This is a genomic window from Biostraticola tofi (assembly GCF_004343195.1).
Classification (GTDB): Bacteria; Pseudomonadota; Gammaproteobacteria; order Enterobacterales; family Enterobacteriaceae; genus Biostraticola; species Biostraticola tofi.
The window spans coordinates 231,948-256,536 of sequence record NZ_SMCR01000002.1 but is presented as its reverse complement, the minus strand read 5'-3'; the positions used below and the strand labels follow the sequence as shown (position 1 = coordinate 256,536).

Annotated in this window: 21 protein-coding genes and 1 pseudogene; 10 read left to right on the top strand and 12 right to left on the bottom strand. The window is 50.3% G+C overall.

Annotated features, from left to right (window positions below):
• Positions 1-151: 151 nt before the first annotated feature.
• The 4 genes and pseudogenes from EDC52_RS05325 to EDC52_RS05310 form a co-directional block, all read right to left on the bottom strand.
• Positions 152-1,273, bottom strand: coding sequence for a branched-chain amino acid ABC transporter substrate-binding protein (locus EDC52_RS05325; RefSeq protein ID WP_131864672.1), 1,122 nt, complete (start codon positions 1,271-1,273; stop codon positions 152-154).
• A gap of 558 nt (positions 1,274-1,831) precedes the next feature.
• Positions 1,832-3,211: a bifunctional threonine/serine APC transporter ThrP gene (gene thrP, locus EDC52_RS05320; RefSeq protein WP_131864304.1), complete on the bottom strand. Its 1,380-nt coding sequence runs from the start codon at positions 3,209-3,211 to the stop codon at positions 1,832-1,834.
• 348 nt (positions 3,212-3,559) lie between these two features.
• Positions 3,560-3,913 (bottom strand): annotated as a pseudogene (arsC, locus tag EDC52_RS05315) (arsenate reductase (glutaredoxin)); the annotation flags it as partial.
• A gap of 145 nt (positions 3,914-4,058) precedes the next feature.
• The gene (locus EDC52_RS05310; protein WP_131864302.1) at positions 4,059-4,247 is read right to left on the bottom strand and encodes a con-10 family general stress protein; all 189 of its coding nucleotides are present in this window, start codon (positions 4,245-4,247) and stop codon (positions 4,059-4,061) included.
• 528 nt (positions 4,248-4,775) lie between these two features.
• Between EDC52_RS05310 and EDC52_RS05305 the strand changes: the two genes are divergently transcribed.
• Positions 4,776-6,605, top strand: coding sequence for a glycoside hydrolase family 15 protein (locus EDC52_RS05305; protein ID WP_131864301.1), 1,830 nt, complete (start codon positions 4,776-4,778; stop codon positions 6,603-6,605).
• Between the two features lie 61 nt (positions 6,606-6,666).
• Here the strand turns inward: EDC52_RS05305 and EDC52_RS20235 are convergent, their stop codons facing one another.
• Positions 6,667-7,698 carry a DUF808 domain-containing protein gene (locus EDC52_RS20235; RefSeq protein WP_407924203.1) on the bottom strand — a complete coding sequence of 344 codons (1,032 nt, stop codon included), beginning with the start codon at positions 7,696-7,698 and terminating at the stop codon, positions 6,667-6,669.
• Between the two features lie 226 nt (positions 7,699-7,924).
• On the opposite strand from EDC52_RS20235, the gene EDC52_RS05290 reads away from it, so the two are divergent.
• Positions 7,925-8,221 carry a putative quinol monooxygenase gene (locus tag EDC52_RS05290; RefSeq protein ID WP_131864300.1) on the top strand — a complete coding sequence of 99 codons (297 nt, stop codon included), beginning with the start codon at positions 7,925-7,927 and terminating at the stop codon, positions 8,219-8,221.
• A gap of 102 nt (positions 8,222-8,323) precedes the next feature.
• Here the strand turns inward: EDC52_RS05290 and azuC are convergent, their stop codons facing one another.
• A complete protein-coding gene (gene azuC, locus EDC52_RS20400; protein WP_407924202.1) occupies positions 8,324-8,401 on the bottom strand; it encodes a stress response protein AzuC in 78 nt (25 codons plus the stop codon).
• Between the two features lie 131 nt (positions 8,402-8,532).
• On the bottom strand, positions 8,533-9,402 hold the full coding sequence (locus tag EDC52_RS05280) for an AraC family transcriptional regulator (protein WP_131864298.1): 870 nt from the start codon (positions 9,400-9,402) through the stop codon (positions 8,533-8,535).
• Between the two features lie 259 nt (positions 9,403-9,661).
• Between EDC52_RS05280 and EDC52_RS05275 the strand changes: the two genes are divergently transcribed.
• The 3 genes from EDC52_RS05275 to EDC52_RS05265 all read left to right on the top strand — a co-directional run bounded on the left by EDC52_RS05275 (position 9,662) and on the right by EDC52_RS05265 (position 14,037).
• A complete protein-coding gene (locus EDC52_RS05275; protein WP_230467962.1) occupies positions 9,662-11,488 on the top strand; it encodes a DUF2264 domain-containing protein in 1,827 nt (608 codons plus the stop codon).
• A gap of 47 nt (positions 11,489-11,535) precedes the next feature.
• Positions 11,536-12,819, top strand: a complete 1,284-nt coding sequence (locus EDC52_RS05270) for an oligosaccharide MFS transporter (RefSeq protein WP_131864297.1) — start codon at positions 11,536-11,538, stop codon at positions 12,817-12,819.
• 84 nt (positions 12,820-12,903) lie between these two features.
• Complete coding sequence (locus tag EDC52_RS05265) at positions 12,904-14,037, top strand: glycoside hydrolase family 88 protein (RefSeq protein ID WP_407924201.1); 1,134 nt, start codon at positions 12,904-12,906, stop codon at positions 14,035-14,037.
• Positions 14,038-14,113: 76 nt separating this feature from the next.
• Here EDC52_RS05265 and EDC52_RS05260 read toward each other — a convergent pair whose 3' ends face one another.
• Complete coding sequence (locus tag EDC52_RS05260; protein ID WP_230467961.1) at positions 14,114-15,004, bottom strand: alpha/beta hydrolase; 891 nt, start codon at positions 15,002-15,004, stop codon at positions 14,114-14,116.
• A 428-nt stretch (positions 15,005-15,432) separates the two neighbouring features.
• The gene (locus tag EDC52_RS05255) at positions 15,433-17,052 is read right to left on the bottom strand and encodes an EAL domain-containing protein (RefSeq protein ID WP_131864295.1); all 1,620 of its coding nucleotides are present in this window, start codon (positions 17,050-17,052) and stop codon (positions 15,433-15,435) included.
• Between the two features lie 645 nt (positions 17,053-17,697).
• Here EDC52_RS05255 and EDC52_RS05250 point away from each other — a divergent pair.
• Positions 17,698-18,441: a helix-turn-helix transcriptional regulator gene (locus EDC52_RS05250; RefSeq protein ID WP_131864294.1), complete on the top strand. Its 744-nt coding sequence runs from the start codon at positions 17,698-17,700 to the stop codon at positions 18,439-18,441.
• Positions 18,442-18,627: 186 nt separating this feature from the next.
• Here the strand turns inward: EDC52_RS05250 and EDC52_RS05245 are convergent, their stop codons facing one another.
• The gene (locus EDC52_RS05245) at positions 18,628-19,257 is read right to left on the bottom strand and encodes an acyl-homoserine-lactone synthase (RefSeq protein ID WP_131864293.1); all 630 of its coding nucleotides are present in this window, start codon (positions 19,255-19,257) and stop codon (positions 18,628-18,630) included.
• Positions 19,258-19,475: 218 nt separating this feature from the next.
• Between EDC52_RS05245 and EDC52_RS05240 the strand changes: the two genes are divergently transcribed.
• Positions 19,476-19,937: a carbapenam-3-carboxylate synthase domain-containing protein gene (locus tag EDC52_RS05240; protein WP_131864292.1), complete on the top strand. Its 462-nt coding sequence runs from the start codon at positions 19,476-19,478 to the stop codon at positions 19,935-19,937.
• Between the two features lie 278 nt (positions 19,938-20,215).
• On the top strand, positions 20,216-21,115 hold the full coding sequence (locus EDC52_RS05235; protein ID WP_131864291.1) for an SDR family oxidoreductase: 900 nt from the start codon (positions 20,216-20,218) through the stop codon (positions 21,113-21,115).
• Positions 21,116-21,197: 82 nt separating this feature from the next.
• Here the strand turns inward: EDC52_RS05235 and exbD are convergent, their stop codons facing one another.
• Together exbD and exbB are read right to left on the bottom strand one after the other, a co-directional pair.
• Positions 21,198-21,623: a TonB system transport protein ExbD gene (gene exbD / locus EDC52_RS05230; protein WP_131864290.1), complete on the bottom strand. Its 426-nt coding sequence runs from the start codon at positions 21,621-21,623 to the stop codon at positions 21,198-21,200.
• A gap of 3 nt (positions 21,624-21,626) precedes the next feature.
• Entirely contained in the window at positions 21,627-22,607 is a 981-nt protein-coding gene (gene exbB, locus EDC52_RS05225) for a tol-pal system-associated acyl-CoA thioesterase (protein WP_131864289.1), read from the bottom strand.
• Between the two features lie 418 nt (positions 22,608-23,025).
• Here exbB and EDC52_RS05220 point away from each other — a divergent pair, with 418 nt between their 5' ends.
• Together EDC52_RS05220 and EDC52_RS05215 are read left to right on the top strand one after the other, a co-directional pair.
• Positions 23,026-24,006 (top strand): TRAP transporter substrate-binding protein, encoded by a 981-nt coding sequence (locus EDC52_RS05220; protein WP_131864288.1) that lies wholly within the window; start codon positions 23,026-23,028, stop codon positions 24,004-24,006.
• Positions 24,007-24,075: 69 nt separating this feature from the next.
• Positions 24,076-24,585 (top strand): TRAP transporter small permease, encoded by a 510-nt coding sequence (locus EDC52_RS05215; protein ID WP_131864668.1) that lies wholly within the window; start codon positions 24,076-24,078, stop codon positions 24,583-24,585.
• Positions 24,586-24,589 lie beyond the last annotated feature (4 nt).

Genomic DNA, 24,589 nt, shown 5'->3' with positions numbered 1-24,589 from the left:
CCATCAGAGGGCCATAAACGAGGATGCGAATGCCTGGCGAAAGCCGGATCCTGTCGATGCAGCACGCCAGTCCGGTCAATAACATGGCACCGGACCGGGCGTTGAGCTTCATACCCGGTCCGTATCGCCGGCAGCATTAGGGCGTCAGAGGTTAAGGAACTTCGTGGTACTGGCCTTTATCATCCCATTGATAGACTACATAATCAGACACCTTGAGATCGCCCTTGCCATCCCAGGCTTTTTTGCCCATGACGGTATCGACGCTGTGGGCTTTCAGCCATTGGCTGGCTTTGGCCGAATCGGTGCCGCCGGTAGCTTTGAAGGCAGCGGCTATCGCCTGGACCGAGGCATATGAATACAGGGTATAGCCTTCAGGTTCGAATTTGCTGGCCCGGAATTTTTCTATGACCGCTTTGCCTTCGGCGATTTGACGAGGATCTTTACCAAAGGTCATTAATACGCCTTTGGTATATTGAGCGCCGCCGGCGGCAGTGACCATTTCCTGGTTGACGATACAGTCGCCGGAGAAAAACCTGGCGGTCACGCCCTGCTCGCGCATTTGGCGAACCAAGGGGCCAGCCTCGGGATGGCAGCCGCCGAAATAAACCACCTCAGGATTGGCCGATCGTATTTTGGTGACCAGGGCGTTAAAGTCTTTCTCACCCCGCGAAAGCCCCTCATACAACACTTCCTTGACTCCACGTCGATTCAGCTCTCCACGGGTGGCATCGGCCAGCCCCTGTCCGTAGGTATCTTTGTCATGGATGATGGCGATCCTTTTGGCTTTCAGTTTATCAATAATGTAGTTGCTGGCGATGAGGCCCTGCTGATCGTCCCGTCCACACATGCGGAATATACCGGGCATATCGCGTTCGGTTATCTGTGGGTTAGTTGATCCGGGGGTCATGGAGATGATGCCGGCATCGTCGTATACCTCTGAGGCCGGCATGGTCGATGATGAACAGAAATGCCCCACGACTGCGGCAACGTGGGATTGGTCGACCAGGCGATTAGCCACTGCCACCGCCTGCTTGGGTTCACAAGCGTCATCGCCCTGAACCAGAGTGATTTTTTCACCATTGATGCCGCCCGCGGCATTAATGTCCTGTGCGGCCTGGGTGGCTCCACGCCAGTATTGATCGCCATAGGTGGCATTGGGGCCAGAGAACGGGCCGCCGACGCCAATCACCACGTCAGCATGAGCGGCAAACGCGGTTCCCAGGCAGCCGATGATTAAAGCGGAGAGCGGGTTTCTTAGCAATTTAATGGACATCATCTTGTTCCTTTTTGCTATGTAAGCGAAACGCCAGAGGCGTGGACAATCAGGTGTGCCTGCAGTCAATAGGTGATATATGTTATGAAACCTTAGGTTACACGGGGTCAAACCCAGTAACGACCATGCTATCCAAGCAATAATTCTGCCATTGTTGCAAATTTTCTCTCTCTGCTCCCTCTCATCGCGCTGCCTGCCGGAAAAATGCCCGGTGGCCATCAATACATTGCACCGAATGAGGTCGTAATTTTTCCAAAATCAGATAAATATTCGGTATGCCGCACCCTTTTGGCGCAAAAATGTTATGCCGATATGTTTGAAATGTAGGCGAAAAGCGCGCAATTAGCCGGACATATATCACAGAGTTGACAAGCCAGGGGCTAAATAATGTGACGGGTGATCCCCTTGCCGCCTGGGCTTAGGGATAGCTGCAGGGTCAGCCGACCTACCCTGCCGAAGGGCGCGGCCAGGCTTTCGCTAATTCCCCCTTTCGGCATGGCAGGCCTTTAATAGGTGATCATATCAACCCTTTGGCATGGCCCCCCTTTTACCGGACAATCATCTCGGCTTGGTGCTTGCGATACGCCGTGCGCCGAGCAGGCGGTAGCTGCCGGAGACCCCGACCAGGAATAGGCAGCCCACGATAAGCGACATCCTTGTTTCCGGGCTTAGCGCCATGCCGACCAGCACGCAAATAAGGAAAGCCATGGTCAGGTAGTTGGTCCAGGGGAACAGGATCGAACGAAAAGGGTGGCTTGTCAGGGCAGCGGCATGTGTTTTGCGAAAGCGTATCTGGCTTATCAGCACCACGAACCAGGGCACCATGCCTGGCAGGACGCTGGCGCTGTAGACATAGACGAAAACCTGCTGTGGGTTGGGTATCAGGTAATTGAGGCCTGATCCCAGCAGCAGCACAATAATGGAAAGCATGACGCCGTATGCCGGCACGCCATTACGCGATACCCGGGCGATAAAAGCCGGAAGCTGTCGATTGTGCGCCAGAGAGTAAAGCATGCGACCACAGCTGTACATGCCGCTGTTGCAGCCGGACAGTGCAGCGGTCAGCACCACGAAGTTGATTACGCCGGCGGCGGCGGTAATGCCGACTTTGGCAAAGGTAAGTACAAAGGGGCTGCCGGTAGTGCCTATCTGGTTCCAGGGGAAAATGGTGACAATCACAAAGATGGCGCCGACGTAGAAAATCAGGATCCGCCAAAGGATATTGCTGATCGCCCGGCGCAGGGTGACCTGCGGATTGCGCGCTTCGCCCGCGGCGATGCCCACCAGTTCTACCCCCTGATAAGAGGCGACGACCAGGCAAAGGGCGAACAGGAATCCTTTCCAGCCGCCGGCGAAAAATCCGCCATGGGCGGTGAGGTTAGCCAGGCCGGTTGCCTGCCCTTGATTGCCCAAACCATAAAATATCACGCCCAGACCCACCACTATCATGACGATGATGGTCGTGATTTTTATCATCGCGAACCAGAATTCAATTTCGCCATACAGCCGGACCGCCGCCAGGTTGGCGAGACCGACCAGGCCTACGGCCGCCAGTGCCGGGATCCACTGGGGCAATTCAGGGAACCAGTACTGTACATAGACGCCGATGGCGGTGATTTCCGAAATGCCGACCGCTATCCACATAAACCAGTAGCTCCAGGCCGTCAGATAGCCAAAAAAAGGATTCATGTAGCGGTGGGCATAAACGGCGAATGAGCCAGTGACAGGCTCGAGGTACAGCATTTCGCCCATGGAGCGCATGATAAAAAAGACAAACAGACCGGCAATGATATAAGCCAGCAGAACCGACGGGCCGGCCCATTTCAGCGTGCTGGCGGCGCCCATGAACAGGCCTACGCCAATGGTGCCGCCCAGGGCAATGAGTTCGATGTGTCGGGCTTCGAGGCCGCGCTGAAGTCCCTTAGGTGTTGTGGTCATATTCCCTCATGTTCAGACAAAGCCTGTGACGCAGACTGGGTTTTTCAAGGGAAAAGAGGGTACCGCATTTTTAGCGCCTTTTTGCCCTTTTGCAGCAAAAACAATAATTATCCGGTTGTAGGTTTATCATCAGAATGCTGTGCGGTCTCGAACACCTGCCGCAGCGCATTGTATTGCATCGGCCACGCGTCCTATTTCATCAGCCCCGTGTCGTATTGCATCAGCCACGCGTCGTACTTCATCTGCCCCGCCTCGTATTGCATCAGCCCCGCGTCAGGGTAAAGACATCGGTCAATCAGCTTTGGCGCTGTTGTTGTCAGCCCTTCGCAGCGATGCGGCGGTTCAGCGATCCGGCAGTAGAGACAGCACCCGTTCTTTGGGCCGGCATAGGCGCGTTCCGGCAGGTGTTACTACTATCGGGCGATTCATCAGGAGCGGATTGGCAAGGATAAAATCGATCAATTGATCGTCAGTCCAGTGCTGATTTGCCAGATCCAGTTGAACATAGAGATCGTTATTAGTACGAATCAGCGCACGAACGCTTATCCCCATATCGGCTATCAGTTTTACCAGGGTAGCTTTTGATGGCGGGGTTTGCAGATAGTCAATAATCTCCGGTTCAATGCCTTGTTCGCGGATAAGCGCGAGAGTAGAGCGTGAGGTTCCGCAGGCCGGATTATGGTAGAGGGTGACGGTGCTCATGGCGATGCCTTATTGCTGACGGAACGGATGAGCGCCATTATGGCCTTTTCTAGGGCCAGTTGCATGTGCAAAAAAATCCCTCTGCAGCTCAGGAAAAGCCAAAAAGGGATTAAGCAGTGCGGTTCAAGTGAAACCGCCGCTAGCGTCAGGATTCCGCGGCGGGCTTTCTGCCTCCGCCATGGCTGTTGCGGCCGCCTTTTTCGCCGGCCTTGGATGCTCTCTGGGGATCATTCTTGAAATTTCCCCCACTGTTCTGCCCGCCCTTTTTCCCTGCGGCAGACGCTTTTTCCCGATCTTCAGCAAAATTACCTGAACCACCACGATGTTTCGTCATTTGGAGCCTCCGATCTGTCTGTACAAACATTGTGTGAACTGGAGCATTGCCATCTCCGAGGTTATCAACACCCTACATGGCCGCTATTTCGCCGTGTGGCAAGTCACCGGATGGCAACCTGAATATATAAGGATAGTGGTCAAATTATAATACGCCACTGGTATTAACGCCTTGATACACATTGTTTCGTTAATATTATATTTTTTCTAAAGAGTTGATTAAAATAAGTCTTTCCTGCGTGATAAAGTTAATTACGCAGCTATCTATCTCTGCGAAAAATTAAGCAACATTTTCCCCGAAAAAATGGCAACAGATTGATGTATAGCAATAATAAAATAAAAATGAATATTACCGGTTTATAAATATCGGCAGGGATCACCTGGATTTTACCCGTGCCGTTACCGCATTGTGTCGCGCTCCGCTTTACCAAAAGCGAAATATCCATCGGCGGCGACCGCTTTGGGCTATGCTTAAATAAAAGGGCAATTAGCTGAAATAGCGAAAAAAACTTTACAGGATCCGCAGTGAATGCATAGACCTTCCCCGATTATTCCCCACAGAGATAATGGCTATGAAACATTGGGCAATTATGCTGCGATTGGCGAAGGGCGTTCAGTCGCGCTGATTGCTTCAGATGGGTCTATCGATTGGTGGTGTGCGCCGGGTATCGACTCGCCGCCGCTGTTCGACCGCATTCTCGATGCCGGTAAAGGGGGGTATTTCCAGATTGAGCCGACGGGCCGTTATCATATTGAACGAGCTTATCGGGATAACAGTAACGTACTTGAAACGCGATTCATCACCGACACCGGCATAGCCTTAATGACTGAATCGATTAACAGTACCCTGGCTGGTCGACTGCCCTGGAACGAGCTGGCTCGCCGAATTGAAGGTATTGAAGGTGAAGTACCGTTCCGGCTGTCGCTGCGCATAGGTACCTTTGCCGACACCATTAATGCCTGGCATCAGGATACGTCGCTGGGTAAGGTTTATCATATCGGTCAGCTTATGGCGATGATCCATGCCTCTGACGATGTCAACTTCGATTCGTATCGGGATCAAGGCGCCGAGGCCCACTTTATCACCCGCCCCGCCTCGCATACATTGTTGGCGCTGCTGGTCACAGAGAACGAACCGTTGGCCATTCCGCCGCTTGAAAAAATTGATCAGCGGATTGAAACCAGCCATACCGGCTGGTGCGACTGGGTGGAAAACCTCAGCTACCGGGGAGAATACCGGCAGCAGGTCATCCGTTCAGCGCTGTCGCTTAAGTTTCTCTGGTACTCGCCTAGCGGTGCCCTGGCTGCGGCGGCAACGACATCAATACCAGAGGGCATCGGCGGCGATAAAAACTATGACTACCGCTATGCCTGGATAAGGGATGCCTGCCTTATCATCAAATCCTTTGTCTATCTGGGTGCGCTGGAGGATTGTAAAGCCGCTTTTTCCTGGCTGGCGGCCACCATTATGAAGCACGGACCTGAGTTGCAAACCTGTTACACCCTGTCAGGGGATCCGGTGCCGGAAGAACGGTTTCTTCCCCTTGAGGGATACCAGGGTTCCCAGCCGGTGCGCGTGGGCAATAATGCCAGCGCCCAGTGCCAGTTAAGTATGTATGGCGATATGCTCGGTACCGCGGTGCTGTTTATCGATGCCGGCCATCTGATTGATATCGGCACTTCCCGGATGCTGGGCGAGCTGGCTAATCAATGTGCCGACCGCTGGCGGTCAACTGACTCAGGAATTTGGGAGCTGGGGGAGCTTCGCCACTACACCCATTCCAAGATGGCCTGCTGGCTGGCGCTGAATCAGGCGGTCAGCCTGGTGGAGCGAGGACATATTGAACCGACCTGGAAAGATCGCTGGTCCAGGGAGCGGGACAGGATCCGGGACTGGATTGAAGCAAACTGCTGGTCGGAGTCCAGGCAATCCTATACCTTCTTTGCCGGTAGTGAGAAGCTGGATGCATCGGTAACTCTGATGCATCGCTATGGCAACGACGTCAATCCACAGCGGATGCGCGCCACCTACCGTGCCCTGCGCCATGAGCTGGGACACGGCAGCGCCATGCTGTATCGCTATTCCGGTGTCGAAGAGGATGAAAGTACTTTTATCGCCTGTTCATTCTGGATGGTAGAGGCGCTGGTCGCGCTTAATGAGCCAGACCTTGCCCGGGCATCAATGGAAGAAATCCTCGGGCAGATTAACCCCACCGGCAATGTGCAGACCCTGAATGAAATGTTTGATGTCCGCAGCGGAACCTGGCGAGGCAACCTGCCCCAGGGCCTCAGCCATTTATCGCTTATCTGCGCCGCCAATGCGCTTTCCGGACATCGGCTTGAAGATCGCGATTATTGAACCTGCTGGCGCAGGGTGGACCGGCTTATCGCGGTTTTTCCCCGACCAGCAGTCTCAGTCTTTAGTGCCCTTTACCCAGCATTTTCTTCACCAGTGTCACCACCGCCACGATAATGATACCGGCGACCAGGCCCAGGGCCATGTCGGTCAATGCAGTCAGAATCGAGGCGACCCAGCCGCTGTGCCCGGCAGCCAGACTGTCCAGCAGACTGTGAGTCCAGGGGAAGCCGTGAGCCAGTATGCTGCCGCCGACCAGGAACATCGCGATAGTGCCAATAACCGATAAGGCTTTCATCAGCATCGGAGCGGCAGCAACCACGCCACGCCCCGCGGAACGCAGCATGGTACGCAGCCCGCCATCGCCGGTAAGGCGGCTCATATAAAGGCCAAGGTCATCCATTTTTACGATGCCGGCCACCAGCCCGTAGACGCCCACGGTCATCACCAATGAAATGACTATCAGCACCAGCACCTGATCCAGCAACGGAACGGTCGCCACGGTGCCGAGGGAAATGACGATAATTTCAGCTGACAGGATAAAGTCGGTCTTTACTGCGCCTTTGATTTTCTGATTCTCAAGGGCAACCAAATCGGTCGATGCATCAATTTGCTTGCCATCTAGGTACACATCTTCACCATTTCCCGCCAGCGTAGACGTTGTGGCTGCAGAGGATGCTGGCGGGACCGCGGTGCCGGGAGCCGGTGTACCGCCCGTCGGTATGCCGCCAGTAGTTATGCCGCCAGTCGGTATGCCAGGAGTCGGGGTACCGGCATAAGCAGTAGTGGACGGGTCAGATAATTTTCGGCGCTTTTTCTCTTGGCGCTTGTGCCAGCTTTCAATGAGCTTTTCTACCCCTTCATAGCTCAGGTAAGCACCGCCGATCATCAGCAGCGGGGTGATAGCCCAGGGGATAAATGCGCTTATCACCAGCGCCAGCGGTACCAGGATCGCCTTATTCAGCAACGACCCTTTGGCGACTTTCCACACCACCGGCAGCTCGCGATCTGCATTGACGCCGGAAACCTGTTGCGCATTCAGCGCCAGGTCGTCGCTCAGGACGCTGGCGGTTTTACGAGCGGCGACTTTGCTCATCGCCGCGACGTCATCAAGAATCGACGCGATGTCATCAATCAATGCCAGCAGGCTGGTTCCGGCCATATCTACTTCCTTATTGTTCTATAACACAAAGTGATCGTTATCATTAAAGCAGGGTATTATCATAATAGTAATAAAACACTTAACCTTTCTTCTTAACCGTACCCAGACCGGCGCAATATCGTTTCCACGCGTCTACTGGTGCTTCCACAAGGGTCAGAAAATGTCTAATGATATTCATGTAGTTGCAATCGTTGAAGGTAAACCCGGCAGTTCAGAGGCAATAAAAGCGCTTCTCAAGAGCTGTGTTGAGGCAACGCGCAAAGAAGAAGGATGTCTGCAGTATCAGGCCCATCAAGACCAGCAACGTCCGGATCATTTTATCTTTGTCGAGCACTGGTCCAGTGAAGAAGCGTTGCAGCAGCACAGCCAGACGCCGCATTTGCGGGCATTGGTCGATGGATTGTCCACCTTGACCGTAAGACCATTGGAAGTCTCGGTACTGAAAAACCTGTACTGAGGAATTTGCCATCAATGGCAAACTGCACACAGCAAAACGGCGCCACAGGCGCCGTTATCGTTTCAGGGTAAATTCGCCTGAACAGGCTGTTAAGCCCTTGAATTAAAACATTGCACCTGGCGGCACATGTTTGTATGCATTGATATAAGAAATCAGGATTTTCTTGAAAAATTTACGCATGTTAATTTCTCTTGGCTGGGATGAACACTCTGTTACCTTCTGGAAACGATTGTACAAAGAACTGCCACCCGAGACAAGTTTTTTGTGACGAACATCACATAAAATCCTTTCAGCCAACGCTGGCTGTCCGTTTATCCTGTCGTTTCATGCCCCCCGCCAGCATGCTTTTTACGGTACTGCAGCGGAGTCAATCCGACCATTTTTTTAAAACATACAATAAAATAGGTGTCGTAGGAAAAGCCGCAGGCATGTGCCACCTGCTCAATATCTATCCCCTCAGCCCGCAGCAACTCACTGGCCTGACGAATGCGGCGGGTTAACAAATACTCATGGATCATGCCGCCTGTTTCCATACGGAAACGCCGCGAGACATAGCTTTTCGACAATTGCAGATCTGCGGCCAGTACCTCCAGGCTGAATTTCTCCTGATAGTGTTCCTCAATCCACTGCATGATCCTGACCGACAAGGTTATCTCCCCCAATTCGGTTGACAACGCCTTTTCCGGCAACAGCGTTAATAGTTGCAGCATCAGGCAGGCAATGTCTTCCATCAAATAACCTTTGCGCTCAAAAAGCTCGCCGTAGCAGCCGAACAAAGGGTCCAGAGCAGCATTTTTATCGCTTAAATCATATATTGCCGCCGGGCTATCCCTGTGGCAAAGGCGCTCCAGCTGTGCACGCCGAAGGGGGAAATCCCGTAAAAAATGGTGTAGGGCGACATTATCCAGATGAATGATAGTGCGTCGATAACATTCACACTGGCTCTGTTCGACCGACACTTTATGCAGCTTAAACGGTGGGAAAATAAACAGCCGCCCAGGTTTCAACGTATACTGCTGATTATCAACAATAATAACCCCATAGCCTGCTTCAATGAACAGTAATTCCAGACACTGATGCCAGTGATAATAGCGAATAGCGTTTGCAAACAGTCGACTGAAAGAAATGTGGTGTTCGCTAAGAGGAATACCTTCCAGAAATTCGCTGGGATTGTTTTTCATTGGATGACAATAAAATGCAATTTTCTATTCAGAATATCTTGATTTGAACAACCGTTTTGTTTTTTATCAACCGACATATCAATAATGATGAAATTCTGTGACATCGATAACACTTCACCCCGTTTATTACCCGCTACTCTGCCGGTCATCGAAAGAAGAGGGTGGTTAGTCACCGGCTTCCATGGGTAATACAATCCGTTAATTTTGCAGTTGGCGGCATTGCATTGCTCGGCCCCTACCCGGTATCAGAGGCAACGCCATGCAAAGTGAAATGAATAACTCTTGTCATGCTCTAGAGGGGCGCGAGGATGTTATCCGCTGTCTGAACACGATGCTTGATCCAGTGGACAGGCTGTTCAACACCGGAGAGACCGGCATCATCTTTGGCCAGACCTGCGCCCATTACCCGCCACAGGTCGCTCAGATGGAAGGCCTGTCGCGCCTGCTGTGGGGCATATTTCCCCTTATCGCCGGCAACGGGCCCTGTCCTTACTGGGATAAATACCTGACGGCCATCCGAAACGGCACCGACCCTCAACACCCCGGCTACTGGGGCATCACTACTGCCTATGATCAACGTCTGGTGGAAATGGCCGTCTATGGGTTGGGATTAGCGCTGCTTAAAAATACCCTGACCGATCACTTTACCCCCCAACAATTGCAAAATTTATTCCGCTGGCTGGACCAAATCAGTTCGGCTGAAATGCCCGACAGCAACTGGAATTATTTTGCGATTATGGTGCAGCTGGGATTTCGACAGGCCGGACTGCCCTGGGATCAGGCAGCGGTCGACGCCAGGTTCGAAAAGATGGAAGCTTATTATCTGGGCGACGGCTGGTACTCTGATGGTCCAGGCCGGCCTAAAGATTACTATATCTCCATGGCATTTCATTATTATGGCCTGATCTACGCCACCTTGATGAAAGACAGCGACAGCCAGCGATCTGCATTACTGATTGCCCGTTCTGAACGTTTTGCTGAGGATTTCGTTTATCTGTTTGCCGCTGATGGCGCCGCCGTGCCTTTTGGTCGCAGCCTGACGTATCGTTTTGCTGAAGCCGCCTTCTGGAGCGCCGCCGCTTTTGCCAACCTGCAAGTGCTGTCGATGGGCGAAATCAAAGGCATTATCCTGCGCCATCTGCGCTGGTGGTTTTCGCAACCGATTTTTGATCGCGACGGCATACTGACTATTGGCTATGCCTATCCCAATCTGGTCATGGCCGAGGATTACAATTCTCCCGGATCCCCCTATTGGGCATTCAAAATATTTCTGGTGCTGGCGCTGCCTGCAGAGAGTGAGTTCTGGCAGCAGCCTGAGCAGCCGCTGCCCGCGTTGTCACCCCGACGCACCCTGAGCAAAGCGGGACAGATTCTGGTTCACAGCCCTGACTCCCAGCATGTGTATATGCTGACCTCAGGCCAGCTGGAACTGAACAACTACGTTAATACCGAAGCCAAATACACTAAATTCGCTTATTCCAGCCGCTATGGTTTTACCGTCGAACGCGGTCGCTACGGCATCAAGCATGCGGCCTGCGATTCGATGCTCTTGCTGGCTGACCAAGACAATTATTATCGCGGACGCCGAGATTGCAGCGAGGTACAGATCACCGATACCTACATTCGCTCGGTATGGCTACCCTGGAAAGATGTGCGCATCACCACCTGGCTGGTGCCGTTTTCCGACTGCCATATACGGATTCACCACATCGACAATCACCGATCGCTCGATACGGTAGAGGGGGGGTTTGCCGTGATTTGGGATGCCCAGACCCGCATCGAAGCAGATGATCGCACCTGTCTTATTAGCGCCAGCAATGGCGTGAGCCGTATCAGCCAGGTCGATATGGGCAGTAAGCGTCAGGCGGACAAAGTGATCACGCCGCCGAACAGCAGCATCATGTTTGCCGCCTGCGCCGCCATACCGGTGCTGACTAGCCAGCTGGATCCCGGCGAGCATTGGCTATGTTGCGCGGTCAGTACGCAAGGCTTGCACCTGCCGGAACCTGAAGTCAGGCGTGATCCTGGCGGCAACCGGCTGACAGTGGTGTGTGGACCGGAAAGCCGGCACTTTTCCCTCAATTGACCCCGGTTGATTGACCGTTTTGTTAATGACTCTTCCCAGAGGTCGTCATGAAATTCATCACAGCTGAAAACAAATCAAGCTACTACAAAATAAGTACTTTTATTTTCCTCTATTTCTTTACCTGGTCCGCCAGCATCGGCCTGCTGGCAATCTGGCTCGGGCAGCGGACGCATCTGAGCGGCGCCATGATAGGCACGGTGTTTGCCGTTAATGGCGTCTTCGCCGTTATCCTCAAACCGATATACGGCTACATCATGGATAAAATCGGCATGAGTAAATCGCTGCTCTATTTCGTGGTGGCCATGTCGGCACTGATGGCGCCCTTCTTTATCTATGTTTATCAGCCTTTGCTGGTAAGTCATACCATGATAGGTATCGTTGTCGGGGCTATCTACCTTAGCTTTGCCTGGTATGCCGGCGTCGCCGCCAGTGAGTCCTATGCTGACCGTTTCAGCCGACTGAACGGCCTTGAATTCGGCCAGATAAGAATGTGGGGATCGCTGGGCTGGGCTACCGCGGCCTCGTTTTCCGGCGTGCTGTTTAATCTTTCTCCGGCTTACAATTTCATTCTCGGCAGTATCGCTTCGCTGGTTATGCTGCTGGTACTGCTGACCCTGAAAGTGGACCCGGCCAGTGTCCAGAACAACAACGTCATTGCCAAAGATAAAATCGCCCTGGCTGACGTCGCGCTGCTGCTGCGTAATCGCAAATTCTGGGCATTCTGCCTGTATGTGGCAGGCGTGGTGTGGATGATGTTCATTGCCGAGCAGCAATTTTCCCGCTACTTCGTCTCGTTCTTCAAAGATGTCCATCAGGGCAATGCCATCTACGGTTATCTGAGCACCGTACAGTCAGCGACCGAATTCCTGATGATGATGGGGATACCGTTATTGGTGAATTATGTCGGTGCCAAGACCGGCCTGTTATTGACCGGTCTGGTTATCGGGCTGCGGCTGATCGCCTCAGGACTGACCGATGATCCACTGCTGATTTCCATTATCAAACCGCTGTACGGATTGGAAATGTCGCTGCTGCTGATTTCAGTGTTCAAATACATTGCCGAGCATTTTGATAAGCGCGTTAACGCGACCATGTACCTGCTGGGTTACCAGGCGATGCTTTACGTCGGTTCTATTGCGATTGCCTCACCGGTGGGCATGCTGTACGAAAAAATAGGCTTTGAACATACCTATCTCATTATGGGGACCACCGCGCTGGTATTTACCCTGATTTCCGCCTTTACCCTGTCGGCCTGCACCAGTAAACGCAACGGGCCGCCGATCGCCCGCTCCAGTAATGCCAGCGATTCGCTTCAAACTGTTAAAAACTGAGTTACTTGAATAAATACGGGAGTCACCATGTCCATAGATATTGTTAAAGAGCCCTTGCGGTCGTTATCGCCAGAAGAATTCACTATGGAATCTCTGCAACAAGAATTGCAAGAATCGCGTCAACGGGTGCTTGACATTATTGACCGCAATATGAGCAGTTTTGGCGAGCGTTTCCCTGCCGAGGCCGCCAAAGAGGGTTATTATCCCCTGACGGACAACGTGGAATGGACTACCAGCTTCTGGACGGGACAGCTGTGGTTAGCCTGGGAACTGACCGGCCAGGATAAATACCGGCAGTTGGCCGAGCGCCATGTCCGATCATTTGGCCTGCGCATTGCTGGCCGGCAAGACGTGCAGACGCATGACCTGGGGTTTCTGTATAGCTTGTCTTGCGTTAGCGCATGGCGTTTAACCGCAAACCGGGATGCCAGAAGTTTTTCTTTGATGGCCGCAGAACTGCTGCTTGAACGCTATCATCCGAAGGCCAGGATTATTCAGGCCTGGGGCGATCTCAACAGTCCTACCGAGGCCGGACGCATGATTGTTGACTGCAATATGAATCTGCCGCTGCTGTACTGGGCGTCGGAGCAGACCGGCGATGCGCGTTTTGCCGATGCCGCCAAAGCACATATCAGGCAGGCCGCAAAATATCTGGTACGGCCAGACGCCTCCACCTACCACACCTACTATATGGATACCGTCAGCGGCGAACCGCGCTATGGTAATACTCAGCAAGGTTATGCTGATGATTCATGCTGGTCGCGAGGCCAGGCATGGGGCATTTATGGCTTTTTACTGAGCTACCTGCATACCGGTGATGAAGAGATGATAACGCTGTCAAAATGCCTGGCTAATTACTTTATCAATCGGCTGCCGGCAGATTACGTTTGTCATTGGGATTTGGCGTTGCTGGGTACAGATGCGTTGCGCGACAGCTCATCCGCAGCTATCGCCGTTTGTGGTTTGCTGGAGCTGGTTAAGCATCTGCCGCTGACCGATCCCGACCGCAGCAGCTATGAACAGATCGCATTGCGAATTATGTCTTCGCTTAACAAGAACTATCTGGCGAAGGAAGGTGATGACTGCGATGGCGTGTTAAAGCATTCGGTATATCATCTGGCCAGTGATAAAGGCGTTGATGAATGCTGCAGTTGGGGAGACTATTTTTATGTTGAGGCGCTGGTGCGACTAACCAAGCCCTGGAAACTTTACTGGTAGTTGCCGGGACTCAGCCGGGCTGCAGTTGACGCCGGATATACGCTATGCCTGACGACGAGTCTTGGCAAACGGCAGTTCACAAATGGGCTCTCAACCATTCGATTTCCTGAGCCGCCACCTCAGGCAGGTGTGGCGGCCGGAACATGTCATAGTGGGAAGCATTGAGCTGGATCCGGCATGATTTTTCTGCGGTGATGGCCTGGTACAGGGCAATACCGTTGGCGACCGGCACCACCTTGTCTTTTTCCGCAAGCATTACCAGGGTAGGTTGAAGGACCTGTGCTGCGGCTTCAGCTGGACGGTAAAGAATAGCCTCCAGCACCGTCAGATAGGGAATAGCGATATCTGATGCCGGATAGTCCTTTTTTAGCTGCTTGAAGAAAATTCGTGACTCTTCATCGGTCATCACTTTGATAATAGGAACCAGCAGCTCCTCTCCGGTCAATTTCTTCTTGCGTGCCATCCGGGTAAGGGTTGCCATAAAGCGTTTCTTTTCACTCAGTTCCATATCCTGAGTGACCAAAAATTCACCGTCGGCGAATGCCATCTGACTGATAATGCATTTCACATCCGGATGGCGCACCGCCACCTCGAATACATGACATCCACCCAGTGAGGTTCCCCATAAACCGATACGTGCCGGATCGATGAATTCCTGAGACTGGCACCATTGCAGAACCGAGATGATATCCTCGATCTGACACGCTGGAACCACCCTGCCCGGTTCGCCTTCACTGTCGCCAAATCCCCGATAATCAAAGGTTATAGCATGATAGCCCGCCTGGACAAACTGGGCGGCGATGTCTGGCAGCAGCACATCCTGAATAGAGCAAAAGCCATTGCACAGCAGCACTGCCGGTGACTGTGTCATCTCTTGGGAACGATATACTCTGACGGCCAGCTTTTCCCTTTGATTTGAAACAGCGTATCGTTCAAAATCCATCGATTTTTCTCCGAAAGTTACCATAAACACGTCCTGATCCGAACACCATTAATTAATCCTTTTAGTTAATAAGTAATAATGCAGATAATATCAACACCAATGATGCTAACCATTATTAAATTAAGAAACCAGACATTACTATCAATTTATACGGTGAAAAACTAATTAACCAGCTATATTAATCAACAATAAAGAAAAAACAAAAAAACACCAGGGTTTATTTTCACCGCCGTTATACTCCCAACGACGCCGCATCAAGCACTTATTACCAACAAGGGAAACAGGGTAAGAAAGCTGGGCATGCTTATATATTGTATAATAATCAATGAAATTATTATTTCATGAATGACTTCTGTTAGCTTAACGCCTATTAGCTCTTGGACATTAAATAATGAATATCGATTACCTGACTGTGATGCAACTCTCAAGTCGGGCAACTATTACTGCCTGGCTCAGTGATCAGATTGGACCTGGCGCGGCAGAGGGGGGGGCATTTGAGCAGGCTGATGGGTGTTTTCGGCCTGCCACCAGCAGGAAAATGAAAGCATCGGCATAGGTCGCGCAAACAGATAGCCCTGTTGATATTGTACGTTCTTTGATAACAGATAATTTTGCTGGTAAGTATTTTCCACGCCTTCAGCCACTACCTCAATATCAAGCTGGGACGCTAGATTTATCACTACATCAACAATTATTTTTGCTGTATTTCCTTTTTCTATCATTGCCACAAATGATTGATCGAGTTTTATGGTATCGATATTCATTTTATTGAGGTAAGAAAGCCCGGAATATCCAGTGCCGAAATCATCCATCGCGACACCGATATCCAACGCTTTCAACTCCTTCAATACGCCAAGAGTCGTATCGTTGACGTCAATAAACTGGCGTTCCGTCAGTTCCAGAATGAGTTTAATTCGTTTCCCTTGTACCACGCTCAAGAACACTTTACTGTCTTCCACAATCTGCCTGCTGGCGAGATGCAGCGCAGTGATATTGAACGCCACATGCAGCTCATGCCGCCAGCTGACGGGCGTAGTGGAGATAATGGATGCCACATCACGCATCAGTTGCTGTGTCAGCGGAATAATCAGCCCGGATTTTTCCGCCAGGGGGATGAAAATATCCGGTGAAACTGTGCCATCTGTCGGATGACACCAGCGCGTCAGGACTTCAATACCCGAGCAATAACCTTCCCGTGCATTCATGATCGGTTGAAAATAGGCTTTAAACTCTTTGCGCTCCAGCGCCTGACGCATATTAAAATACAATGAGGAAGATGCCTGCAGCCAGTGATGAATCAGCAGCGAGATGATAATGGCAAGACAGAAGCATAAAAGCATGACATAGCCATAAATATCAATCACAGAGTGAATGAATTCATTCAACGTCATATCTAACCGAAGCTTGAAAGGATAATCCGCGGACGGTACTTTCAGCGATACAAAGCCGCGAGACAGACTTTTAACCGGTTCAACTTCCCCTAGGGGAGTAAGGTACATATTATTCACTACCAGCAGCATCCGGCTGCCGGACCCCAGCAAATTCATGGTATGGCGAATATATTGGGTGTCGATCACCACTCCAGCAGTGAAATCGCCACTCCTTTTGCGCAGGACGATAACTGCAAAATCGGGGAACAGCACCGTTCCACGATTAAGTCTGATATCGGAAGCGGAATCATCACTGAGCGAAGGCACTCGATGCGGGAATGACAAGGGTTGAAGAGGCACCGGTGTGCAGTACAGTAGGCCGTGCAACGACAGGTTAACTGACCTGACCAGGGGGTATTTGAGGCTCATGAGCTGTAGTGGACCGACAATATCCCTGCAGGGACGATCAATAAGCGTTAACGATCTCAGGGCGGTATGATCGGCATTAACCATGATTTTATCGATAAACGCGACCATGCTGTTCATATCATGGCTCGCTTTGGCAATGATGCTGTGATGGGCAACGACCGTCACCAGACTGATAGATGCAATCAGTAAAACCAGCGGAATAAACATCCACAGCACGAAGCGGTAGTGGTTGGCAATCCTGGACGGTACCAAAGCTTCGAGTTGAGAGCGCATGGACTTATCCTAAGTAGTTTCCTACTGCGCAGAGAAAAATGCATTGCCCGGCTTCATCAGCTGCAAAAGCTGGCCAATTCTGAACAGGCCCACCGGGCATTCTGGGACAGGTCGCGGACGACATATTAGCGGCGGCCCAAACCCCTTATCCTTTCGCGGCCATTAACCACCTGTGACCATCGGCTTCAAGCTGACGCCGAAAATAAAACATCCGCGTAAAACACCACCGCTTTCCTTAAAATAGGTATAGACCAATTTAGCCACAAACGTAATAGCCGGCAGCGAATAAATATGGCGCAGAACAGAACCTGGCTTTCCGCAAGATAAATTGCAGGCCCATACATAGTTAGCAAGTTAACTATATTTAAGTAAACATACGCAGCCAGTTAGTAATTAGAGAAGTCAATTATCACGTGCCACAACAGATTAATCATATCCCAAAACCACGACGATTAACGTTTCACGTTGACGAAACATGTTAATTGCTTTATTCTTTCGACGTTTTATTTAAATCATCTTTCTATTAATAAAAAATATATGTTCCATCCCTTAGAATAAGAAAGAGTGAAGAGGGAATAAGTCTGTTTTTATGTTATAGCCTCAGTCGCCTGTCGACACTAATCTACCATACAGGTGTGAAGCAACATGCTGACCACAGCGCACGGCATTGATAAGAATGAACGCTTACTTATTGTGGATGAAATCCATGAACGTATTAAACTTGAATTAAACTCTAAAGATAAAATTTATTTTTCTTACAGCATATCGAGTAAGCGCGTCAACTCTCCTCCGACGATCTTTACCAATTACCCGCCAGAGTGGATCAATAATTATTTCGAAATGGCGTTATATAAGATCGACCCAGTGCTTATAATGGCCCAGAGCCGAATTCTGTCATTTTCATGGAACGAAAGTATCTCTACACACACCGGCAACGACGCCTGTAACCTTTTTGATAAATCGAGAAAATACAACATCGTCCGTGGCTACTCATTTCCACTCCATGATTACCAAGATAATGTAGCGACCCTCAGTCTTTATGCTGAAACGAACAGTGAAGCCTTTGAGCGCCAGGTGATCAGCCACAGCAGTAACCTCCATTCACTGTTGCTGGCGGTTCATAATCGGTATCTGTCTGAGAAGGCCATGCTCAGCAGAACTCATGATGCCTCCCGCGAAAAAAAACTGACTAGCCGTGAAATTGAAGCGCTGCATTGGGCAAGTATTGGCAAGACTTACCGTGAAATTGCCATCATCATGGGTATTACCGAAAGTACGGTTAAGTTTCATATCGGCAACCTGAGAGTCAAACTTGATGTGGCCAATGCAAAACATGCGATAAAAAGAGCGTCAGACCTGCGTTTATTTCCTGCTGCCAATGGAAGATAATCAACTCAGTGTGATTACGGCCCGAGCAGTGTATGCCAGTGAGACAAGACTGTTGTCTCCTGTCATCAGCCTGCTTTCGCTATTTCACCCGCATGCTTACGCATTTTCCGACTGGTTATCATATCAGCCTATTGATCAGGCTATAATATCGACATGCTACCCGGCGTGATTCCCCTATGGGATAGGCTAAAGATGCAGTGGCCATTTCTTGAGATAATCATCTTCGCAATAATGATGGCGTTTTATATACTTCATGAGATTTTCCTGGCTTTTATCGTCAATACCCAAGTTTAACAGATAGACCGGCTCGTTTTTTTCTGACATGCCGATACTTTCTATTTTAATAATCCATCCACTCCGCTTCAATATGATGTACATTGACTTACTGCATACAGTCAGAATGCCTTTTTTACCTATACTTCTGGCATAATTCACCATACCGAGGAAAAGTAAGTGGCAAAAGGGTAATTTGGTGTCGGTCAGACTCTTCACTCGCTGTTTATCAACAAAAAATCGGCTCGACTCCATTAGTCGATGATCCTCGGGTGCGCTATAGTCAAAAAATTCATTGAAAGGGCCGGTGATCATATTGGGATGATTCATATTGATGAAACGTACGCTGCATATCAAATCTCCCTCATAGCAGCCCAGCAGGTAATGGGTATTTTTATTGTCGTATTGATCGAACTCCCGGTCACCTATGCAGGAAACGCGCCAGTCCAACCGGTCTTTGAATGTCTTTTTCCTGAGTAGATATAATTCCTCCAATTCGTCATTAACAATATCCTCATACCCTACGTTAATTAGATTAAACATAGACAATCCCTTAGTCTTATTGATTAGCAAACTGGCAGTGGAAATATAAGATTTAATTATCGTATCAGTAAAAAATATGGGTAACAACCTGTACTAAAGTTCAGGGTATTACTGACCTTAATGCCAGCTATAAATTGAATAAGTAACGGGGTAGATTAGATAAGTGAATTATGTCCGGTTTTTTACGATTATAATGATTATTATTAATAAGGAAAAATATGAGTAATTTATTCTACATCTTCGCTGATAAGTGCGATAAAAACCCGCCTCTTTTGCATCATACTTACCAACGTGTTTACCGGCTCAAATTAGGATACCTTCTGCTAAATGAAGAAATCAACTACGTATGCCATCAACAAGATAATGAAACATGGCACATTATCGGCCAGATAGAAAACTTACCCTTATTGAATTATTTAATCTTCAGCCATTTCCCCTCAAACAAAGAGCTGATCAGTGGGGAACTGATACCCAGAGCCATCCGGCGTTATGGTTATAACATCATAAAAATTCTCCATGGTGACTTTTGCATCATCAATGAAGACGCCGCCGGGAAGCTATTGGTTATCAGCGATGAAAGACACAGTAAGACCATTATTCAGGGTATTCAGCTACTCTCGGCCACCTGCGGCAATACGCCTAGTGCATTACAATATCGTAAAATCAACGCTGATCACTGACATGCAAGGGACTATAATTCTCCCCTAGCAAGCAATGCATTTTGCATGTTTAAGATAAATAGTTTCTATGATACCGGGCAGTTCGATCCGACTCTAGTGAGTGTATATCTACATTAGAAAGCGTTATTTTTAACACAATTATATTATAATTAATAAATATATAGTTATTCCATCAGTTGCGGATATAACGCATGATAGGGTGTAACCGTCGCTTAATTCGACAAATCAGTAAACTCGTCTACCCTTAAATGACGTAAAGTGTATTTCAGGAGATAAATATGGCTGAGTATGATCAATATAAAATGCAGAATCCGCTTACCCAATATACCCGCGACGAATTCCCAAAGCAGAAGCAAACCCCCCCTGGTCTGCAGTCAGAAATGAATGTAGTCCCGGATTGTGGGGAAAAAACCTATCGCGGGACCGGCCGGCTGGAAGGACGCAAAGCGCTGGTGACCGGCGCCGACTCCGGTATCGGGCGCGCGGCAGCCATTGCTTACGCCCGGGAGGGTGCAGACATCGCCCTGGCGTATCATCCTGATGAGCATAAAGATGTACAGCAGGTCGCCGACCTGGTTAAAGAAGCAGGACGCAAGGTGGTATTACTGCCCGGTGACCTGAGTGATGAATCGGTCAATGTGAAAGTGGTCGAGGATGCGGTTAACCAGCTCGGCGGTCTGGATATTCTGGCGCTGGTTGCAGGGAAACAGACCGCCGTCGAAGATATTGCTGAACTGACGACTGAACAGTTCCGCAAAACCTTCGAGACCAATGTGTTTTCCTTGTTCTGGATAACCAAAGCGGCGATACCTTACTTGCCGGCTGGCGCATCGATTATCACCACCTCATCCATCCAGGCCTATCAACCAAGTCCTACATTACTGGATTATGCCGCAACCAAGGCGGCGATCCTCAACTATACGCGCGGTCTGGCAAAACAGGTGGCATCTAAAGGTATCAGGGTCAACTGCGTCGCTCCCGGTCCGATCTGGACCGTGCTGCAGGTAGCGGGCGGTCAGCCAACGGAAGATCTGCCATCCTTTGGCTCAAGCACCCCGCTGGGGCGTGCCGGTCAACCTGCGGAACTGGCGCCGATTTATGTCTATCTGGCGTCGCAGGAATCCAGCTATGTCACGGCTGAAGTCCACGGCGTGACCGGTGGTAATCATCTGGGTTAAGCCGCTAAAACAAAAAGCCCCCACATTGAATGCAGGGGCTTGATGGCAGCATACCAGGCTGGCTGCGTGAGGTCTGCCGGCATTATTGCTGGCCCGGCGTTTCCATGCCGACCAATCCTACCTTGAAGTACCCTGCCTTACGCAAATTATCCATTACCGACATCAGCGTACCGTAATCAACGCTTTTATCCGCCTGGAAAAAAATAACGGTTTCCTTGTTACCTTGAGTGGTGGCGGCGAGCATGGTGGCCATCGTCTCAGCAGTAGTCGGTTCTTCGCCAATGTAGAGCTGCTTGTCAGCTTTAATAGACAGATAGACCGGTTTGTCGGGCCGGGGCTGGGGCGTGGCTGAGGAATTAGGTAAATCAACGCGAATATCAACCGTCGCCAACGGTGCGGCAACCATAAAGATAATCAGCAACACCAGCATGACGTCGATAAATGGCGTCACATTGATATCATGCATTTCACCATCGTTATCCGCATCTTCGTTCAAATGTATCGCCATGACTTAACCAACCCGGAACTTGGGAACGTTTTTGCTTGAGCGGCTATCGACCAAATCCAGATCTCGGCTCACCAGCAGCAGTACCTGTGCGGCACAATCTCCCACCATTGCTTTGTAACTGGCAATGGTTCGGGCGAAGATATTATAGATGACTACCGCAGGAATCGCGGCGAACAGGCCGATAGCCGTCGCCAGCAAGGCTTCGGCGATGCCTGGTGCGACCACTGCCAGATTAGTTGTCTGGGTATGCGCGATACCAATGAAGCTGTTCATGATGCCCCATACGGTGCCGAACAGGCCGATAAACGGCGATATGGCACCGATAGTCGCGAGAAAACCGTTACCCTTGCCCATCTCACGACCGGTGGCAGTCACCCGACGCTCAAGACGAAACGCCGCACGTTCTTTGATCCCGTTGTTGTCAGGCGATTCAGCGGACAGTTCAAGCTCGTCTCGTGCTTCACTGATTAAACGCGAACCGATGCTCGGGCCGGAAAACGACGAGGCGGTATTGATGGCTTCATCCAGGCTGCGTGCATCTCTGAGCGCGGCCAGTTCACGGCGCAGGCGACGCTTGGCAGACATCAATTCAGCGCTCTTGCCGAAAAATAGCGCCCAGGTGATAACGGAAGCGATGAGCAGGCCGATCATGACGGTTTTTACCACCACGTCGGCGTGTTGATACATGCCCCAGACCGACAGGTCCATCTGCATGAACTGCTGCTGTGCCGGCGACAATGGGGTACCTGCCGCAGGCGCAATCGGTACCGCAGCTTGAGCGGCAGTCGGAGACTGGGCAGGTACGCTGGTGGCTACCGGCTCTGAACCCGGGGTTGCCGCGGTCTGAGGCGCGGCCAGGACCGGAACGCTGATAATGAGCATTGCCGTAACGCAAACAGCGCCCAGCGCAGCGGAAAGTGAGAATGAGCGGCGCTGGCGCGCGCTGAATTCATTCTGGGAACATTGTATGACAGCCGTCTTCATGCTGTGCCTCCAACCAAGAGCTATTTTGAGTTTTTTGCAGCAAGAATAATAGCAAACACGGCAGGAATTGATAGTGGTTCTCATTATTATTTGTGCAAATCGCCAGGCTGAGCGCCCCTGCGCCGCGAGCCGGCCGGCTGACCGTTGAAGCCGCTTTTGGCCGAATTGGGTCAATCATCTATGATGATTAATTATCAAAATATCTTTTCAAAGTTTTAGTAATATCATTTCATATCCGTTTCGCTTTTGTGATTTTGCTCAATGTAATGAGCCCCACAATAGATTACCTTTCATATCAGGGTTGAGATCCCTCAGCCGAAACCCTCACAATATGTTATTTCACTTATCATTAATTTATAAAACTCAATATACAAAAATATTATTATATTTCTCACAAATCAGTGCCTCTGGAGAATCTATGCTAATGTCTCGTGGAAAATTAGCCGGTGCTGTACTCTGCGCAGCCGGAATATTATTAAGCCCCCTCTCTCACGCCGTACAAATCAAAGCAGCAGATGTTCATCCTGAAGGATATCCCAATGTCGTTGCCGTTCAGCATATGGGTGAAAAACTCAAAGCTGCAACTAATGGACGCCTGGAAATTAAAACCTTCCCTGGCGGGGTGCTGGGAGATGAGAAACAAACCATTGAGCAGGCTCAACTTGGCGCCATAGATATTATTCGCGTTTCCATGGCACCCGTCGCGGCCATATTGCCTGCGGTAGATGTATTTACCCTGCCCTATATATTCCGCGATGAAGAACATATGCACAAGGTGCTGGACGGAAAAATTGGCCAGGAAATTGGCAATGAAATCAGCGAGAACAAACGTTCCAGGCTGATATTCCTTGGCTGGATGGACGGGGGAACCCGTAATCTTATTACCAAGACCCCTGTTATCAAGCCTGAAGATTTAAAAGGAATGAAAATTCGCGTACAGGGCAGCCCGATTGCTATCGCTACGCTTAAAGCCATGGGAGCCAATGCGGTGGTAATGGGTGTCAGCGAAGTGTTCAGCGGAATGCAGACCGGCGTCATCGATGGTACTGAAAACAATCCGCCGACGTTCGTTGCCCATAACTATCTGCCGGTAGTCAAAAATTACACCCTCAGTCGCCATTTCATCATCCCTGAACTGTTCCTGTATTCCAAAGCGCGTTGGGACAAGCTCGATAAAGCCGATCAGGAACTTCTGCTTAAGCTGGCCAAAGAAGCTCAGACCGAACAGCGTCAATTGTGGCAAACCTACAATCAGCAGTCCCTTGACAAAATGAAAGCCGGCGGCGTTCAGTTCCATGAAATTGATACTGACTATTACTATAAGGCAACTCAGCCGGTCAGGGATCAGTTTGGCGCCAACCATAAAGAGCTGATTAGTCAAATCGAAGCGGTTCAATAATATCTGCGTCAGTTGTAGCCTAGGCGTAATGTCGGTTGCAGCCAAGGCATAATAAAGAAGGATGCAATGATGGGTCATATTTATAGCACGGTCATGGATGCCATATATCTCGCCGCGATGTGGATTGCCGGCCTGGCATTGATTGTAATGACGCTGATTATCCCGGTAGGTATCTTTGCCCGTTACGTATTGAATGACGGTCTATCCTGGCCTGAGCCGGTGGCTATCCTGTGCATGGTGACCTTTTCATTTGTCGGCGCGGCGGTAGGTTACCGCGCCCGTTCTCATATTGCGGTAAACATGCTGACCGATCGTCTGTCGCCGGCAATGAAAAAGCTGTGCGCCAAACTGGCCGAACTGATGATGATGGTCATCAGTCTGTTTATCTTTTATTACAGCCTGCAGCTGTGCCTTGAACTCTGGGAACAGCCGGTGGCTGAATTTCCACTAATAACCGCAGGCCAAACCTATCTGCCGATGCCCATCGGCTCTCTTGTTACTCTGCTGTTCATTGTGGAAAGCCTGTTTCGCGGCACACAGGAGCATCGCCCTATCGTCATGTTGGGTAACACCGACTAACTAC

Coding starts and splice junctions, on each gene's coding strand:
- exbB (WP_131864289.1), bottom strand. CDS start 22,607: ATGAAGACGGCTGTCATACAATGTTCCCAGAATGAATTCAGCGCGCGC.
- EDC52_RS05325 (WP_131864672.1), bottom strand. CDS start 1,273: ATGTCCATTAAATTGCTAAGAAACCCGCTCTCCGCTTTAATCATCGGC.
- EDC52_RS05310 (WP_131864302.1), bottom strand. CDS start 4,247: ATGACGAAACATCGTGGTGGTTCAGGTAATTTTGCTGAAGATCGGGAA.
- EDC52_RS05245 (WP_131864293.1), bottom strand. CDS start 19,257: ATGTTTAATCTAATTAACGTAGGGTATGAGGATATTGTTAATGACGAA.
- EDC52_RS05270 (WP_131864297.1), top strand. CDS start 11,536: ATGAAATTCATCACAGCTGAAAACAAATCAAGCTACTACAAAATAAGT.
- azuC (WP_407924202.1), bottom strand. CDS start 8,401: ATGCGTAAATTTTTCAAGAAAATCCTGATTTCTTATATCAATGCATAC.
- EDC52_RS05235 (WP_131864291.1), top strand. CDS start 20,216: ATGGCTGAGTATGATCAATATAAAATGCAGAATCCGCTTACCCAATAT.
- thrP (WP_131864304.1), bottom strand. CDS start 3,211: ATGACCACAACACCTAAGGGACTTCAGCGCGGCCTCGAAGCCCGACAC.
- EDC52_RS05215 (WP_131864668.1), top strand. CDS start 24,076: ATGGGTCATATTTATAGCACGGTCATGGATGCCATATATCTCGCCGCG.
- EDC52_RS05220 (WP_131864288.1), top strand. CDS start 23,026: ATGCTAATGTCTCGTGGAAAATTAGCCGGTGCTGTACTCTGCGCAGCC.
- EDC52_RS05305 (WP_131864301.1), top strand. CDS start 4,776: ATGCATAGACCTTCCCCGATTATTCCCCACAGAGATAATGGCTATGAA.
- EDC52_RS05275 (WP_230467962.1), top strand. CDS start 9,662: ATGCAAAGTGAAATGAATAACTCTTGTCATGCTCTAGAGGGGCGCGAG.
- EDC52_RS05280 (WP_131864298.1), bottom strand. CDS start 9,402: ATGAAAAACAATCCCAGCGAATTTCTGGAAGGTATTCCTCTTAGCGAA.
- EDC52_RS05240 (WP_131864292.1), top strand. CDS start 19,476: ATGAGTAATTTATTCTACATCTTCGCTGATAAGTGCGATAAAAACCCG.
- exbD (WP_131864290.1), bottom strand. CDS start 21,623: ATGGCGATACATTTGAACGAAGATGCGGATAACGATGGTGAAATGCAT.
- EDC52_RS05250 (WP_131864294.1), top strand. CDS start 17,698: ATGCTGACCACAGCGCACGGCATTGATAAGAATGAACGCTTACTTATT.
- EDC52_RS20235 (WP_407924203.1), bottom strand. CDS start 7,698: ATGAGCAAAGTCGCCGCTCGTAAAACCGCCAGCGTCCTGAGCGACGAC.
- EDC52_RS05260 (WP_230467961.1), bottom strand. CDS start 15,004: ATGGTAACTTTCGGAGAAAAATCGATGGATTTTGAACGATACGCTGTT.
- EDC52_RS05290 (WP_131864300.1), top strand. CDS start 7,925: ATGTCTAATGATATTCATGTAGTTGCAATCGTTGAAGGTAAACCCGGC.
- EDC52_RS05255 (WP_131864295.1), bottom strand. CDS start 17,052: ATGCGCTCTCAACTCGAAGCTTTGGTACCGTCCAGGATTGCCAACCAC.
- EDC52_RS05265 (WP_407924201.1), top strand. CDS start 12,904: ATGGAATCTCTGCAACAAGAATTGCAAGAATCGCGTCAACGGGTGCTT.